Source organism: Paenibacillus rhizoplanae (assembly GCF_042684125.1).
Lineage (GTDB): Bacteria > Bacillota > Bacilli > Paenibacillales > Paenibacillaceae > Paenibacillus_AQ > Paenibacillus_AQ rhizoplanae.
Genome location: NZ_JBHUKY010000110.1, coordinates 58295 through 73420, shown reverse-complemented (window position 1 = coordinate 73420; position 15126 = coordinate 58295). Strand labels below are relative to the sequence as shown.

Below are 15126 nucleotides of genomic sequence, written 5' to 3'. Positions count from 1 at the left end.
ACTCCCTTTAGATTGATGGTTCTGTTCACAGGGGGAGTGCCGCTGCCTGCATATGCCAGTGTCTTCTTCCCGGCATGATGCACGCAAAAAAACCGCAGACGGACGCTGCGGTTTCCTGATTATGGGCTCCGCATCATACTCCCTGTTAAGATAGCGCAACACGGTGCAGCTCCCGCAGTCTCCTGACAGGCGGCAATACACAGTGACAGTTCCGCGCCTTTCGGCAAACGGCCCCAATCGTAGCTGCGGACTAAGAGCAGCAGTTACGATTTCGGCGGATATTCCTTTGGGCACGTATCACCGATGGCTCTTAGGCATCTCCACGTGCTTACTCTTCTTATCCGCGACCTCTACCTCATCCTAGGTATGATGAGGCTATCTTTGAACGATTATGAACAACAGGAATCAGTATAAGGCATACCGGCTTCTCAGGCAATGACAAAATACGGCAGGTTCACGTTAGCTCCGCCGGCGCTCCGACATCTGCTGCCAGACGGTGCCCGCCGCTTCTTCGCCGGACAGAATCCGCTCCAGCGCCATCTTGGCCTGCAGCCCAACCTCGAATTCGGGGTCTTCGGCAGCAACGCTCAGCGCGTCCTGGGCCTCGGCGGTCCCGACTTCGTAGAGGAAGCGTGCCGCCCGCCAGCGCACCAGCTTGCTGGCATCACTCAGCGACGCCGTCATCACCGGCGTCGCAGCCGGGTCGCCGATGTCGGAGAGCGTGTCCCCGGCTGTGCGCCGCACGGCCGGGGCGCTGTCCTTCATCGCCTCATAGAGCAGCTCCATCGCACCGGGCGTGCGGATGTCGCCCAGGTACACGACCGCCAATCTGCGAATCTGCAGCTTGGGGTCATGGAGCGCCGCCCGCAGCTCCGGCAGGAGCTGCTCGCCCGGCGCCAGATCCTCCAGCGCGGCGTAGCGCACGCGCCAATCCTCGGCGTGCAGGTCTCGCAGCAGCTCGGCCTGCTCCTTCTTGTGCCGCTGCTCGACGAACTCGCCGGCAGCCCCGTGCGCGATGGCCTGCTGCACGAGGGAGTCGAGGCGTTCCTGCGGATACGCCGCCTCCAGCTCCTGCTCGACCTCGCGGGCAATCTCCGGCGGCTCGCCGTAGCGTACGCCGTAATCGCTGAGCTTACGCTCCTTGATCATCACAGCGCTGGCCACATCGGTCACCGCCTGGGTGAAGCGGCTGGAGAGGGCGATACGCTCCTCCTTCGCGCCGGTCTTGACGCGGATCTGAATCGGGATGCCGCGGAACAGCTGCACGAACACCTGGGACTCCCCGTAGTGGGTGCCGTCATTCTCATCGCCGAGACTGTATTCGGCGCTGAGTCCGTCCGCCCCGAAGCGGTTCTGGACCTCGCGCAGAATTGCAGCCCAGTCGGCACTGCCTTTGCGCTCCAGCGCGGCGAAGTCAGCGGCATGATAGATACTCGTAACGCCCGTAATCTCCAGCATCTCCTGCGCCCAGGAAGGGGCGGAGCGCCGGGTATCCGGGGTGTAGGTCCGGCGGATACCTGGGGCAAGGCTTTCGTCCAGATGAAGCTTCATCGTATTTGGACTCGGTGTCGGTTCAATAAATGTAATCTTCATATGTCAGCTCCTCTTCTAAGTAGCATAAGCACCGTTTGCTTTACCCGCATTTTACCTCATTTCAATGGGCGAATACAAAGTTGGCGGCAAGCCCGGACGTTTCCCGCCCAGCCATTTGGGTACAATTTGTAATGAGCGTCCCGCAGAGCCCTGTAATTTTGCAAATGATTCTGCGGAACCCTATAGTTAAGATACGGGGTTTGCCGCCGGGCAACAGAAAAGGCAAATCTGCTATAAGGAGTGGTTCTTGCTATGGCCAAAATACGTTATAACAACATCGACAATGTCAGCACCGATAAAACGCTTAAGGAATTCCGCCAATGGCGTGAGGACCGCCGGAAGAAAAAGAAGGATTACACCTATAAAGTACCGAATCATCCGCCGCGGCTGGACTATCTGGCCGGGAACCGGCTGGAGACGACGATTACGTGGATCGGGCACTCCACTTTTTTTCTGCAATACGAAGGGCTTAATATCATCACCGACCCGATCTGGGCGCGGCGGCTGGGCTTCGAGAAGCGGATCGGTCAGCCGGGCATTCCGCTGGCGGATATCCCGCCGATCGATCTGATTCTGATCTCCCACTCCCACTATGATCACCTGCATATCGCGTCCATCCGCAAGCTGTACCGGGAAGGAACAACTATTGTGGTGCCTGCCGGACTGAAGCGCAAGATGCACCGCAAAGGCTTCCCGAACTGCCAGGAAATGCAGTGGTGGCAGGAGATTACGCTGGGCGCAATCAAGCTGACGTTTGTCCCGACCCAGCACTGGACGCGGAGAACGCCGTTCGATACGAATTCCTCACACTGGGGCGGTTATGTGCTTCAGCCGGCAGACCCGCAGAAGCACCCGGAGGGGGAGGAGGGCAAGGCGCAGCATAAGCTGCTTCCGCCTAACCTCTATTTTGCCGGGGACAGCGGCTTCTTCCCGGGCTTCAAGGAGATCGGCAGCCGCTTCAAGCTGCATGTGGCGCTGATGCCGATAGGCGCTTATGAACCTGAATGGTTCATGAACTCCCAGCATGTGAATCCCGAGGAGGCCGTGCAGGCCTTCCTTGATGTTGGCGCAGAGCTGATGATTCCGATGCACTTCGGAACCTTCAGGCTGGCCGATGACACCGCGCGCGAAGCGCTGGACCGGATGGAGCAGGCGAGGGTGGCGCAGGGGCTCAGCGAGGAACGTATCCGTACCTTGGGCTATGGGGAGACGCTGGTCGTCCAGCCCGAGGAACGCCCGGCGGGGCAATAACACTTCTACTTAAATAAGAGCCGTAATAAGGGCCATTTTGCTTGATTTTATGCTATAATGAGCCGGAACCTAAGTGAAAAGGATGGTAATGCTTAATGATTAGCACAAGCGGCGTAACACTCCGCTACGGAAAACGCGCACTATTTGAGGACGTAAACATAAAATTCACCCCCGGCAACTGCTACGGTCTGATTGGCGCGAACGGCGCCGGCAAATCGACCTTTCTAAAGATTCTGTCCGGAGAGATTGAAGCGAACATCGGCGATGTGCATATTACACCCGGTGAACGACTGGCGATACTCAAGCAGAACCATTTCGAGTATGATGAGCATCTGGTGCTGGAGACAGTAATTATGGGCCATACCCGGCTATATGAAATTATGAAGGAGAAGGATGCTCTGTACGCTAAGAGCGACTTCACTGAAGCTGACGGACTTCGCGCGGGTGAACTGGAAGGTGAATTTGCAGAGCTGAACGGCTGGGATGCTGAGCCTGATGCGGCTGCAATGCTGATTGGCCTTGGTATTATGCGTGAGATGCATGATAAGAAAATGGCCGAACTCAGCGGCAACGAGAAGGTCCGTGTACTGCTGGCCCAAGCGTTGTTTGGACGTCCGAACAACCTGCTGCTCGATGAGCCTACCAACCATTTGGATCTTGAATCCATTGGCTGGCTGGAGAACTTCCTCATGGACTACGAAGGCACTGTTATTGTGGTATCCCATGACCGTCACTTCCTGAACAAGGTCTGCACGCATATTGCGGACATCGATTTCGGCAAAATCCAGATGTACGTCGGCAACTACGACTTCTGGTATGAGTCCAGCCAATTGGCCCAGGCCCTGCAGCGCGACTCGAACAAGAAGAAGGAAGACAAGATGAAGGAGCTGCAAGCCTTCATTCAGCGCTTCTCGGCCAATGCTTCCAAATCGAAGCAGGCGACTTCCCGTAAGAAGCAGCTCGAGAAGATTACACTGGACGATATCCGTCCTTCCAACCGTAAATACCCGTTCCTGAACTTCAAGCCGGAGCGTGAAGCCGGCAAGCAATTGCTTACGATCAGCGGCCTGACCAAGGCTGTGGACGGCGACAAGCTGCTGGATGAAGTCAGCTTTGTAGTGAACAAAGGGGATAAAATCGCTTTTGTAGGACCGCATTCCCAGCCAAAATCCCTGCTGTTCGATGTGATTATGGGCGAGAATGAAGCAGATGCGGGTGAGTATACTTGGGGAGTAACAACCACCCAGGCGTATTTCCCTAAGGATAACTCCAGCTACTTCGACGGGGTGAACATGAACCTGGTGGAGTGGCTGCGCCAGTATTCCAAGGATCAGGACGAAACCTTCCTGCGCGGATTCCTCGGCCGGATGCTGTTCGCCGGCGAAGAAGCACTGAAGAAGGCAAGCGTATTGTCCGGGGGCGAGAAGGTCCGCTGTATGCTGGCCAAGATGATGCTGAACGGGGCGAACGTGCTTGTGTTCGATGAGCCTACCAATCACTTGGACCTGGAATCGATCACCGCGCTCAATAACGGGCTGATTGACTTTGACGGCACGATCCTGTTCACCTCCCATGACCATCAGTTCATCCAGACGATTGCCAACCGCATTATCGAGATTACTCCGGCTGGAATCATTGACCGTACGATGAGCTATGACGAGTATCTGGATAACCCGGAGATCAAGGAAATGCGTGCCCGGATGTACCCTGCAGAGGCTTAAGAACCAGATAGAGACAGAATGAACGGTAAGGTGTTCATACGACAAACGGCTGCGTCGTCCCCGAAGGGATCACGCAGCCGTTTATGTTCAAAATATACAACAAAGTTAGAAATCTAAGACCCGCCAGTCCGGCGGCGTTGATTGTTCGGCTTCTTGTTATTCTGGCTTTTCAGCGGTTTCGCGGAGCCGGCCTGGAAGGTTGACTCCGGTTTTCCCGAAGCATGCTGTTTCTTCTGCTCCAGCTTCTGGCGGATGGCATCGGCCAAATTAATTTTTGGTTTCTCATTGTTCTCGCTCATTATGTTACCCCCTTAGGCAGCAAGTCCTTTTCTTATTCTAAATGTTTTTAAATGCGGCTACAAGGGCAAGAATAACTCAAAGAAAGATTTCCTGTATTTATGCGGCAGGGATAGGGAGAAGGTGAGGGGCAGAGATGACCGATATTTATGAAGATATCCGCAAGGGTGAAAAGGGTGCGCTGGTCAGTATCGCCGCATATGTGATTTTGTCCGCCTTTAAGCTGGTCTGCGGTTACCTGTTCGCCTCCAGTGCACTCCTGGCAGACGGCTTCAACAATTTAACCGATATTGTAGCCTCGCTGGCGGTGCTGATCGGTCTGCGCATCTCCCGGAAGCCGCCGGATTCCGATCATACCTACGGGCATTTCCGGGCCGAGACGATTGCTGCGCTAATGGCCTCTTTTATTATGGCGCTGGTGGGCATCCAGGTCATAGTGGAAGCGGTGCGCTCGCTGTTCGAGGGAGCCAAGGCTACACCGCAGCTCTGGTCTGCCGGTGTGGCACTGGTGTGTGCCGTAGCGATGATGGGGGTATATATATATAACAAGCGTCTGGCGAAAAGAATTAATAACCATGCGCTGATGGCTGCGGCGAAGGACAATTTCTCGGATGCGATAGTCAGCGTCGGCGCGGCTGTGGGCATAGTAGGGGCACAGTTCGGGCTGCCATGGATTGATTCGGCTGCCGCCATCGGAGTCGGCTTGCTGATTATCAAGACAGCCTGGGATATTTTCCGTGATTCCACGTACCGGCTGACTGACGGCTTTGACGAAGATAAGCTGCTGGACCTGCGCAGCACCATTGCCCGGACGCCGGGCGTGGAGGGCATCAAGGATTTGAAGGCCCGTGTACATGGTAATCATGTGCTGGTGGATGTGGTCGTGGAGGTCAATGCCCGCATGACGGTCATGGAAGGGCATGAGATCAGCGACTCGATTGAAGAGCGGATGACCAAGCTGCACAACATCATGCATGTGCAAGTTCATGTGGAGCCCAAGGAGTAACATTCCATGATTTCTCCTAGTTAGCTGTAATTTCCACCAAATCCAAGGAGAAATCGAGACTATAGACCTGCATGTTACCATAAGATGGAAAGGTTTTTTGTGAAATTTGGAGCATGTTCCAAATCCCGGGTAGGCCTATAATGAGGGCAGAAAGCAACAAACGTAGCGCGCGCCGTTGTTGAATTTCTTAATACGCTAAGCGGGGGAACGCTATGATCGTATCACGCAAGAAATTTACAGCATCACTCTGGGTTTCCGCATCACTGGCATTATCCTTGGGAGTGTTCAATCCGGGACAGGCCTTCGCTGCAACCGATTCTTCGATTTCAACGTTGGCGGCATCCACCGGACAGACTGGTATCATTGAAGCTTCAGTCCGGCTGCGTACAGATCCGTCTAACAGCAGCACGATACTGAAATATCTAAATAAAGGCGACCAGGTAGTTATTCTGGAAGCTGCGGGCAGCTATTGGTACAAAGTAAGAACGGCAGAAGGGATTGTGGGGTATACAAGCTCGGGGGCTTCTTATATCCGGGTGGTTACGGCTTCCGCACCTGCCTCACAGGTTGCAGTGATCCAATCCACGGTCCGTGTCCGGGATACCCCTGGAACAAGCGGAGCAGTGGTTGGATATCTCTACAAGAATGACCAGGTTACCATCCTTGAAGAAACCAACAGCTATTGGTACAAAATAAGAACGGCAAATGGTACGGTGGGGTATACAAGCTCATCTGACCAGTATATTGTAGCGGCTGGTTCATCATCGCCTGCTCCAACACCGGCGGCGCCTGTTCCGACGCCTATGCCGACACCAGTTCCGGCACCTGTACCTACAGCCGGGCAGACGGCAGGGATTGAACCTGTGATCGCAGCGGGGATGGGCTATCTGGGAACGCCGTATGAATTCGGCTCCAGCCGCAATGATACCCGTACCTTCGATTGCTCGGATTTCATCCGCCAGATCTTCATGGACGCAGCGAACATGAAGCTGCCTGCCGATTCCCGGCAACAGGGGGATTGGGTCAAGCAGAACAGCGCTGTGGTCACGGATATAGCCGGCTTGAAACGCGGTGATTTGATGTTCTTCATGGATTATAAAGGAACTTCTCCCTCTGCTTATACAGGGATCAACAAGTCTACGGCAAGAATTACGCATGTTGCCATGTATTTGGGTGACGGGAAGCTGTTGCATACCTATTCAGTAAGCTCCGGCGGTGTAAGAGTAGATAATTTAAGCGCTTCATGGATGAACCGTTTCCTGTACGGAGGTTCGGTCATCCGCTAACATATAGAGCTATGACAGCAAGAAGCGACAGGCAGTACAAGTTTGTGACGGGTGAACTACAATCGGGTGTTTGGTGGGGTTATCCCTTCAGTAGAAGCTTCTACTGAAGGGATAACCCTTTTTGTCGTAACATGAACACACAAAAAAAGGCCGTCTGGATTAACATCCACGGGCCTTGTCAGATACATGCGTGAGTCATAGCTGCAGCACATGAGTTGAGCAGCTATGACTCCTATGTGTCAGTCGTTTATGGATTGATTACATATGCGGAGGAAGGAACCTTAATCCAGGCTGTACCCAGCCAAGTGTAGACTTCTCTCCATTCGTTGCCCATTGCGTCCTTCATGATCACTCCGGTAGTATCAACAGTCTGTGCACTCAGCCAGCCTGCAGGAGTTGCCATGCTTCCCATAGAAAGATGGAACGCTGTAGTCTTGGTCAGAATGATCTGAGGAGTCGCCGGCTTGATGTCCGCTGGCGTAATTACCGGGTCTGCCGGATTCAGGTAAGTGGCTCCGGTTACAGTAGCTACTGCATCAGAAGAAGTGGTTTTGGTAGTTGCTGTTGTTCCTGTTGTTACCTCAGCAGCGGAAGCTGTTGCTGCTATGGAAGCCATAAGACCCATTGCTACTGTTAAACTGGCTAATTTTTTCATTGATGATTCCTCCTAGGTATGTTGGTACGATTTTCTATGTTCATGCTGTGCTAATAAGGATATAAACATAATTTGCATTGTATGAACCATTGTCGGCAAGGAAATTTATTTATTCCTGTCCCGCTTGACGAGTAAAGCCTCATTCCGGTCCGAATCATGGATGACAACCTGAGCGGAAAGGCCTATACTTTTTGAAGACAGCAAGAGGCCCGGAGGTCTCCTGACGGAGACCTCCGGGCCTGCAGCACTGCCTGGAAGCAGTTAGCTAACGGTAGACTTGACTACATTGATCGTCCCCTGCGCCCCATAAAGAGGGAGACCACAAAGAGGACCAGGAAGATGTAGAACAATACTTTGGCAATACCGACAGCCGCCGCCACAATATTGAAGAATCCGAAGATACCGGCAATCAGGGCAACCACCAGCAGAATGATAGACCATCTTAACATGAGGAGTCATCCTTTCTGTGCGTTGATGTAGTCATTGTTTAAACGAGGCTTATCCATTTGAAACAGGGAGGAAAGGAAGAGGATTCCAGGGGCTTGACCTTTGTTTCGGCCGAATTCTGTAAGGGTAACTATGCAGTATCACACAGGGCAAACCGACAATTTAGACACTAGGAATTAGACACTAGGAAGGGGTTATTCAAAATGATCATTGAACTTAGCGTAGCACTGGCTGCTATCGCCTTTGCAGTACTCGTATTCTTCTTAATCAAAACCTTAAAGTCAGCGAAGGACTCGCTCGACAAGGTCAGCCAGACGCTGCAGGAGGTTCAGAAGACTATCGATGAGCTTACCTATGAAGTGAAAACAACAGTCCGGCATGCCAATGACATCACTGCTGATGTCCAGAGCAAAATTCAGAAGATTGACCCGATTGTGGATTCCGTGAAGAATCTGGGCGATGTCATGAACGAGCTGACATTGACCGTGAAGCAGGTATCGGTAACGGTGATCGAGAAATTCCGTAAATCACGTGAACTGAAGGATAAGGCAAAGTCGGTATCTATCGCAGAAGCCCCGTTAACACCAGCCGAGGAGAGAACCGTTCAATCCTATGAGGCAGTGAGTTCAAGCAAATCCAAGGGCAAAGTCGCAACAGCCCTCAAAGGCGTGGATGCAGCCGCCGCGATCTGGCAGAAATTCCGCCACTAATCCCTTGATGGAATGATATACGGCGGGGCACAGGACGGGGCAATACCAGCTCATGAAAGGCGGAACTCCTATGAAAATGGTTATTCTCTTGCTTGGTCTGCTTGCTCCCTTCATATCTGCAACGCCGCAAGATATGACTGTCCCTGCCGCTTCTGCAACCGCCGTACAGCTCCCGGCGATGTTCGCCTTCGAGCATAATATCGCTGCCGATCCTTACATAAGCAGCTTCGATTCCTTATCCGGCATTAGCTTATATATGACGGAAGAGGAGCTGCTGGATGCCAAGGGAGCCCCTCAGCAGATTGCTGAAGATCCTTGGGCGGGATGCCTGGAATATTCATATGCCGATATCTCGGCTGGGGTATGCGGCGGCGTTGTCCTCTACGTTCATGCTTCACCTGCTCAGGCTGGGCAATACGGTCTGAGGCTTAACGGACAGCTACTCGATCCACAGACCATGAACGTGCGGGATATGCTGGGTGCGCCTGATTTTGAAGCCGAGGATGGGGATGTTTATATTAGGGGAGATGCTGCGTTCAAGATCTACCGCCATAAGGAGAGCGGCGAATGGGATGGATTGGATTTGTTTGACGCCAATTCCTTCTGAAGCTGTTTCAAGGGCGGGATTTCTGGTTAATGAATGCTCAGTCATCTATCCGGTGGCTTGCCCCTTACCCATTATGAAGGAGAGTGATTTCATGGATTCAATCGGTACACAGGCCTATGCCAAGCTGCTGGAGAACGGTATTCAGGCGATAGAAGAAGTGAATCGGCTCCGTAGCAGCGGCTACACCAGAGAGGATCTCTATGTGATCAGTCACGATGAAGACCGCGAAGGACGTATTGTCGACGCCGCAGATACTAATGAAGTAGGGCTGAGTGAAGAAGGGCTATTTGGTTCAATCGCCAATCTCTTCCGTTCGCGTGGCGACGCTTTACGCTTCAAGATTACTTCCCTTGGCTTCAGCGCAGCGGAGGCGGCCTTTTATGAGAAAGAGCTTGATACAGGCAAGGTTCTTGTTATTGCCAAAAGAAACCCACAATAATTCAAGCTCAGTTTGCTTGACCTCCATAGTACAATAGCGTAACCTCCAGTCCCACTAGATCTAGTGGGACTGGAGGTTACTTTGTTGAAGACGGGAACCTGTTTATGCCAATATCTAGCGGGTTGGTAACAGGCCGTGTAAATAACGTATGATAGAATGAGAGAACTGCGGGATGAAGAGCTTAACATTATACGCGTGAGGTGAGGAAGCTTGAGAATATTAATCGTAGACGACAATCCTACCAATGTAATTATTATCCGTGAAATCCTCAAGAAGGAAGATTACCGGAATTTCATAACGGCTTCGTCCGCAATAGATATGTTGAAGCTGCTGGGCGTCGGTGTGGGGGGAGAGAACGTGCAGCCCAGGCCGTCCGATGTGGACCTGATTCTGCTGGATATGATGATGCCGGAAATGGATGGAATTGAAGCCTGCCGTGTGGTCCAGCAATATGAGCACCTGAAGGATATTCCTATTATTATGGTTACGGCTGTAGGTGACTCCAAGAAGCTCGCCGAGGCTCTGGATGCCGGGGCGGTGGATTATGTGACGAAGCCGATCAATAAGGTGGAGCTGATGGCCCGTATCCGCTTGGCACTGCGGCTGAAGCGCGAGAAGGACTGGCATAAGGAGCGGGATCAGCGGATACAGGATGAATTGAAGCTCGCTGCCCTGGTACAGAATGCCGTGCTCAGTCTGCCGCTGGCCGAGGAGGCCTTGGAGGTACATGCCATCTATCAGCCTTCTTTCGAGCTGGCCGGAGATCTGTATGCCTGGTATCCGCTGGGCGACGGGCGTTATGCGGTCATCCTGCTGGATATGATGGGTCACGGCATTTCGTCCTCCCTGTTCTGCATGTTCCTGGCCTCAGTATTGAAGGATACTGTAACCACCTATGTGGAGCCGGAGAAGGTCATTCAGGAGCTGAACAGACGGTTTAACCAGCTTTATATTGAGAAGCAGCTGGTCCAGTATTATTTCACCGCTATTTATCTTGTCATTGATACCCGCATGAAGCGGATTAACTATGTGAATGCCGGACATCCGCCGGCGCTGTTCTTTGAGGGAGAGGCTAAGACGCCGGTGCTGCTTGAGAGCAACTGCCATCCGGTCGGGCTGTTTGACCGGATTGATATCCAGCAGCAGAGCCTGAGCTATGAGGACGAGGGTCATCTGGTGCTGTTCACCGACGGCCTGTTGGAGATGGTGGAGGGCGGTCAGGAGGAACAGCTGCAATTCATGATCGGGCATTTGAATTCCACTCATGACTGGCAGGAAGAGGTTATGCGCGCTGCCTTCCTGAGCGAACCTGTCAATTCGGACCGTGATGATGATAAATGTCTGGTATGGATCTCTATGAAGAAAGGAACAGATAGGCAATGAAGATTAAGGCGAAACTGCTAATCGGGTTCAGTGCGATGCTGGCCATTATGCTGGCCCTTACCATGATCGGCTATGATAGGCTGCATTATATGAGCGGCCAGCTTGACAGCTACCAGGAGAGATACAGTAAGGGCCGCGCTTCTTCGGGACTTCGCGGCGAAGTGAACGACATGGCACGGATTCTGACCACATCTATGCTTAATGCCGATACCGTAACTGTGGAAGCGCAGAAATCGGAAATCGACAGTAAGGTCCTTAAGGCCGGAGAGCACCTGGAGAACATTAAGGCCTCGCTGAAGACGGCAGAGGAACTGCAGATGTTATCACGGATTGAGAACTCCTACTCCGCTTATCTGAAGTATCAGAATAAGGTCTTGGAGATGCTCGGCGCCGGATTTTTTCAGAACGCCAATACGTACCGCAATGCAGAAGGACAGGATATTCAGAACGAGGTGCTAAACAGTCTGAATGTCCTGTCTGATTACAATGCCTTCCGGATGACCGAGGAGACTGCCACAGCCCAGGAGGCTTCCGCCAGATCGATTCAGATGGTCACCCTGATCATGGCCTTGGGGCTGCTGCTCGGGCTGGGTGTGATTCTGTGGGTGATACCGAGCATTACGCGCGGCCTAAGTGTCGTCTCCATGATGATCACCAGCTTCGGCAACGGCAAAATGCGGGCCATCCGCCGGATCAAGGTGATGTCAAAGGATGAGATTGGTGATGTAGCCCGGGTGTTCCAGCAGATGGCTGAAGATATCGAGCAGAAACAGGAGCTTGAGCGGTCCTACGCCCAGGCCCAGAGCGATCAGGCTTGGCTGAATGCCAATATAGCCCGGGTCACGGAGCTGCTGCGCGGCGTCAGCTCGCTGGATCAGGTATCCCAGACCTTCATCAGTGAGTTCACGCCTGTGCTGGGAGCCCAGTATGGTGCCGTCTATCTGAAGAGCCAGGACAATCCGAACCTGCTGGTCAGCAGTGCTTTTTATGCCGGTGAGGAGGGCGTTACACCCAAGGAGAGCTTCGAGATCGGTCAGGGACTGGTCGGGCAGAGCGCCTTGGATAAGCTGCCGATCAAGCTGACAGAGGCACCTGACAACTATATCGCGGTATCTTCCGGATTTGGGGAATCGCATCCGAGTTATATATCGATCCAGCCGCTTTTATTCGAGGATGAGGTGCTGGGTGTGGTGGAATTCGCTTCCTTCACACCGTTCTCGGTGCTGCAGAATGAACTGCTCCATCAGCTCTCCAGTAATCTGGGGATTATTCTGAACAACATCAGCCGCAGGCTGGTGGTTGAAGAGTTGCTGCGCGAATCGCAGGCGCTCACCGAAGAGCTGCAATGCCAGTCGGAGGAGCTGCAGACCCAGCAGGAGGAGCTGCGCCGTTCCAACGAGAACCTGGAGGAGCAGACGGATGCCCTGAAGCGCTCAGAGGAGCTGTTGCAGCGGCAGCAGGAAGAGCTGGAGCATTACAATACAGAGCTGGTCTCCAAGACCCGTGCGCTGCAGGATCAGGTGCAGGAGGTTGAAGAGAAGAAGGATGAAATTGAGCATGCCCGTATGCAGCTGGAGAAGCAGGCGATGCAGCTGGCGGTAACCAGCAAATACAAATCCGAGTTTCTCGCCAATATGTCCCATGAGCTGCGGACCCCGCTTAATAGCCTGTTGATTCTCTCCCAGCTCCTTAAGGAGAATAAGGAGGGCAACCTGAGCGAGAAACAGGTGGAATTCGCCCATACCATCTATATGTCAGGTGCGGATCTGCTTAAGATGATTGACGAGATTCTCGATCTGTCCAAGGTCGATGCCGGCAAAATGGAGCTGAATCATGAAGAGATTCCGCTGGTCGAGCTGAAGACCTTCGTGAAGCAGAACTTTGCTCCACTGGCTGCGCAGAAGGGGCTGTCGCTGCGCCTGTCGTTTGATGAGCCGCTGCCGGACAGCGTGTACAGTGACAGCCACAGACTGAAGCAGATCCTGCGCAACCTGTTGTCCAATGCCTTCAAATTCACCAGCGAAGGGTATATAGAGTTCTCTGTCAGCCGTGCCGACGTCAAGCGGCTGCCTGCCTATCTGCCCCATGAATATGAGTATATCTCCATATCCGTCAAAGACAGCGGCATCGGTATCCCGTCAGATAAGCTGGACATCGTCTTCGAGGCGTTCCAGCAGGTGGACGGCACGACAAGCCGCAAATATGGCGGTACGGGGCTTGGGCTGTCGATCAGCCGCGAATTAGCCCGCCTGATGGGCGGAGCCATCGGACTGGAGTCCCGTGAAGGGCAAGGAAGCGTATTTACGCTGTATCTACCCATCCAGGGGAACTTCAGCCTGCTGCCCGGAGCGATAGAAGCCGCACCTGCCGGGGAGCCTGCACAGCTTGAGGAATATCGGGTACCCGTGTCAATGGATGTAGCGGGGGATATTGCCCCTACACCTGCTGTGCCTGTAGTTGTCGAAGATGACAGGGAATCCCTTGCCAGCGGCGACAAGGTGCTGCTGATTATTGAGGATGATGAGAGCTTTGCCAAGATATTACTGAGCATGGCCCGCGGGCGCGGCTTCAAGGGGCTTGTAGCTCTACAGGGCGATACTGGCCTACAGATGGCCAAGACTATGCTGCCGGACGCAATCATTCTCGATATTCAGCTGCCCGTTATGGACGGCTGGTCGATTCTGAGGGAGCTTAAGGGCGACTCCCAGACGCGCCATATTCCAGTGCATGTGATCTCTGTGAATGATGAGATGAAGCAGGGGCTCATGATGGGGGCGATGGCCTATCTGAGAAAGCCGTCCTCCCGGGAAGCGCTTGAGCGGGCCTTTTCGCAGATTGAGAATTATACCGCAAGCACGATGAAGCATCTGCTGATCGTAGAGGACGACGATATTCAGCGCCGCTCCATCGAAGAGCTTATCGGTCATGATGATGTTGTCATTACGGCAGTTTCTTCTGGCCAGGAGGCCCTGAACGAGCTGCACACGCAGAGATACGATTGTATGGTCCTTGACCTGATGCTGGATGATATGACCGGATTCGAGCTGCTGGATCAGATCCGCGACGATGAGGCGCTGAACAATCTGCCGATTATTATTTATACCGGTAAAGATCTGGACAGTAAAGAAGAGACCAAGCTGCGCAAATATGCCGAATCGATTATTATCAAGGATGTCCGCTCGCCGGAACGGCTTTTGGATGAGACGACGTTGTTCATGCATCGGGTGGAAGCAAATCTGCCGGAGGATAAGCGTAAAATTCTGCAAAAGCTGCACAATAAAGAAGAACTGTTTGACGGCAAGAAAATTCTGCTCGTCGATGATGATATCCGCAACGTCTTCGCCCTCTCCAGCGTGCTTGAAGGCTATCACATGGAAGTGAAATTTGCCGAGAATGGCCGCGAGGCCATCGACATGCTGGTCGAACAGAGTGATTATGACCTGGTGCTGATGGATATGATGATGCCGGAGATGGATGGATATGAAGCCATGCGCCGTATCCGGCAGATGCCGCAGTACCAGAAATTGCCGATCATAGCGCTTACAGCCAAGGCGATGAAGGAGGACCGCGCCAAGTGTATTGAAGCTGGAGCCTCCGATTATATGAAGAAACCGATCAGCACCGATCAGCTTCTTTCGTTAATGCGCGTCTGGTTGTATTCGTAAGCGTGATTTCGGGGTAATAGCTATACAGTAGGTTGAAACCACGTACGGAAATAAGGCACAGGCAAG

At 53.1% G+C, this 15126-nt stretch carries 13 protein-coding genes and 1 riboswitch; of the genes, 9 read left to right on the top strand and 4 right to left on the bottom strand.

Annotated features, from left to right (window positions below):
- Positions 1 to 143: 143 nt before the first annotated feature.
- Positions 144 to 361, bottom strand: a riboswitch (Lysine riboswitch).
- 98 nt (positions 362 to 459) lie between these two features.
- A complete protein-coding gene (locus ACFSX3_RS32575) occupies positions 460 to 1593 on the bottom strand; it encodes a virulence factor (protein WP_209991841.1) in 1134 nt (377 codons plus the stop codon).
- Positions 1594 to 1845: 252 nt separating this feature from the next.
- Here ACFSX3_RS32575 and ACFSX3_RS32570 point away from each other — a divergent pair, with 252 nt between their 5' ends.
- Both ACFSX3_RS32570 and ACFSX3_RS32565 read left to right on the top strand, forming a co-directional pair.
- Positions 1846 to 2844 (top strand): MBL fold metallo-hydrolase, encoded by a 999-nt coding sequence (locus ACFSX3_RS32570; protein WP_209991842.1) that lies wholly within the window; start codon positions 1846 to 1848, stop codon positions 2842 to 2844.
- A 95-nt stretch (positions 2845 to 2939) separates the two neighbouring features.
- Positions 2940 to 4565, top strand: a complete 1626-nt coding sequence (locus ACFSX3_RS32565) for an ABC-F family ATP-binding cassette domain-containing protein (protein WP_209991843.1) — start codon at positions 2940 to 2942, stop codon at positions 4563 to 4565.
- Positions 4566 to 4678: 113 nt separating this feature from the next.
- Here ACFSX3_RS32565 and ACFSX3_RS32560 read toward each other — a convergent pair whose 3' ends face one another.
- Positions 4679 to 4864, bottom strand: coding sequence for a hypothetical protein (locus ACFSX3_RS32560; protein ID WP_209991844.1), 186 nt, complete (start codon positions 4862 to 4864; stop codon positions 4679 to 4681).
- A 134-nt stretch (positions 4865 to 4998) separates the two neighbouring features.
- Here ACFSX3_RS32560 and ACFSX3_RS32555 point away from each other — a divergent pair, with 134 nt between their 5' ends.
- A complete protein-coding gene (locus ACFSX3_RS32555; protein WP_209991845.1) occupies positions 4999 to 5868 on the top strand; it encodes a cation diffusion facilitator family transporter in 870 nt (289 codons plus the stop codon).
- Between the two features lie 212 nt (positions 5869 to 6080).
- Complete coding sequence (locus ACFSX3_RS32550) at positions 6081 to 7154, top strand: C40 family peptidase (RefSeq protein ID WP_209991846.1); 1074 nt, start codon at positions 6081 to 6083, stop codon at positions 7152 to 7154.
- A gap of 247 nt (positions 7155 to 7401) precedes the next feature.
- On the opposite strand, the gene ACFSX3_RS32545 is transcribed toward ACFSX3_RS32550, so the two are convergent.
- A complete protein-coding gene (locus tag ACFSX3_RS32545; RefSeq protein ID WP_209991847.1) occupies positions 7402 to 7809 on the bottom strand; it encodes a hypothetical protein in 408 nt (135 codons plus the stop codon).
- Positions 7810 to 8090: 281 nt separating this feature from the next.
- Positions 8091 to 8258 carry a DUF1328 domain-containing protein gene (locus ACFSX3_RS32540; RefSeq protein WP_036730311.1) on the bottom strand — a complete coding sequence of 56 codons (168 nt, stop codon included), beginning with the start codon at positions 8256 to 8258 and terminating at the stop codon, positions 8091 to 8093.
- A gap of 201 nt (positions 8259 to 8459) precedes the next feature.
- On the opposite strand from ACFSX3_RS32540, the gene ACFSX3_RS32535 reads away from it, so the two are divergent.
- The 5 genes from ACFSX3_RS32535 to ACFSX3_RS32515 all read left to right on the top strand — a co-directional run bounded on the left by ACFSX3_RS32535 (position 8460) and on the right by ACFSX3_RS32515 (position 15060).
- The gene (locus ACFSX3_RS32535; RefSeq protein ID WP_209991848.1) at positions 8460 to 8966 is read left to right on the top strand and encodes a DUF948 domain-containing protein; all 507 of its coding nucleotides are present in this window, start codon (positions 8460 to 8462) and stop codon (positions 8964 to 8966) included.
- A gap of 70 nt (positions 8967 to 9036) precedes the next feature.
- Complete coding sequence (locus ACFSX3_RS32530; RefSeq protein ID WP_209991849.1) at positions 9037 to 9573, top strand: hypothetical protein; 537 nt, start codon at positions 9037 to 9039, stop codon at positions 9571 to 9573.
- Between the two features lie 91 nt (positions 9574 to 9664).
- On the top strand, positions 9665 to 10012 hold the full coding sequence (locus tag ACFSX3_RS32525) for a general stress protein (RefSeq protein ID WP_209991850.1): 348 nt from the start codon (positions 9665 to 9667) through the stop codon (positions 10010 to 10012).
- A 210-nt stretch (positions 10013 to 10222) separates the two neighbouring features.
- A complete protein-coding gene (locus tag ACFSX3_RS32520) occupies positions 10223 to 11395 on the top strand; it encodes a PP2C family protein-serine/threonine phosphatase (RefSeq protein WP_209991851.1) in 1173 nt (390 codons plus the stop codon).
- On the top strand, positions 11392 to 15060 hold the full coding sequence (locus tag ACFSX3_RS32515) for a response regulator (protein WP_209991852.1): 3669 nt from the start codon (positions 11392 to 11394) through the stop codon (positions 15058 to 15060). Before ACFSX3_RS32520 ends, ACFSX3_RS32515 begins: the two co-directional genes overlap by 4 nt.
- The last annotated feature ends 66 nt before the right edge of the window (positions 15061 to 15126 follow it).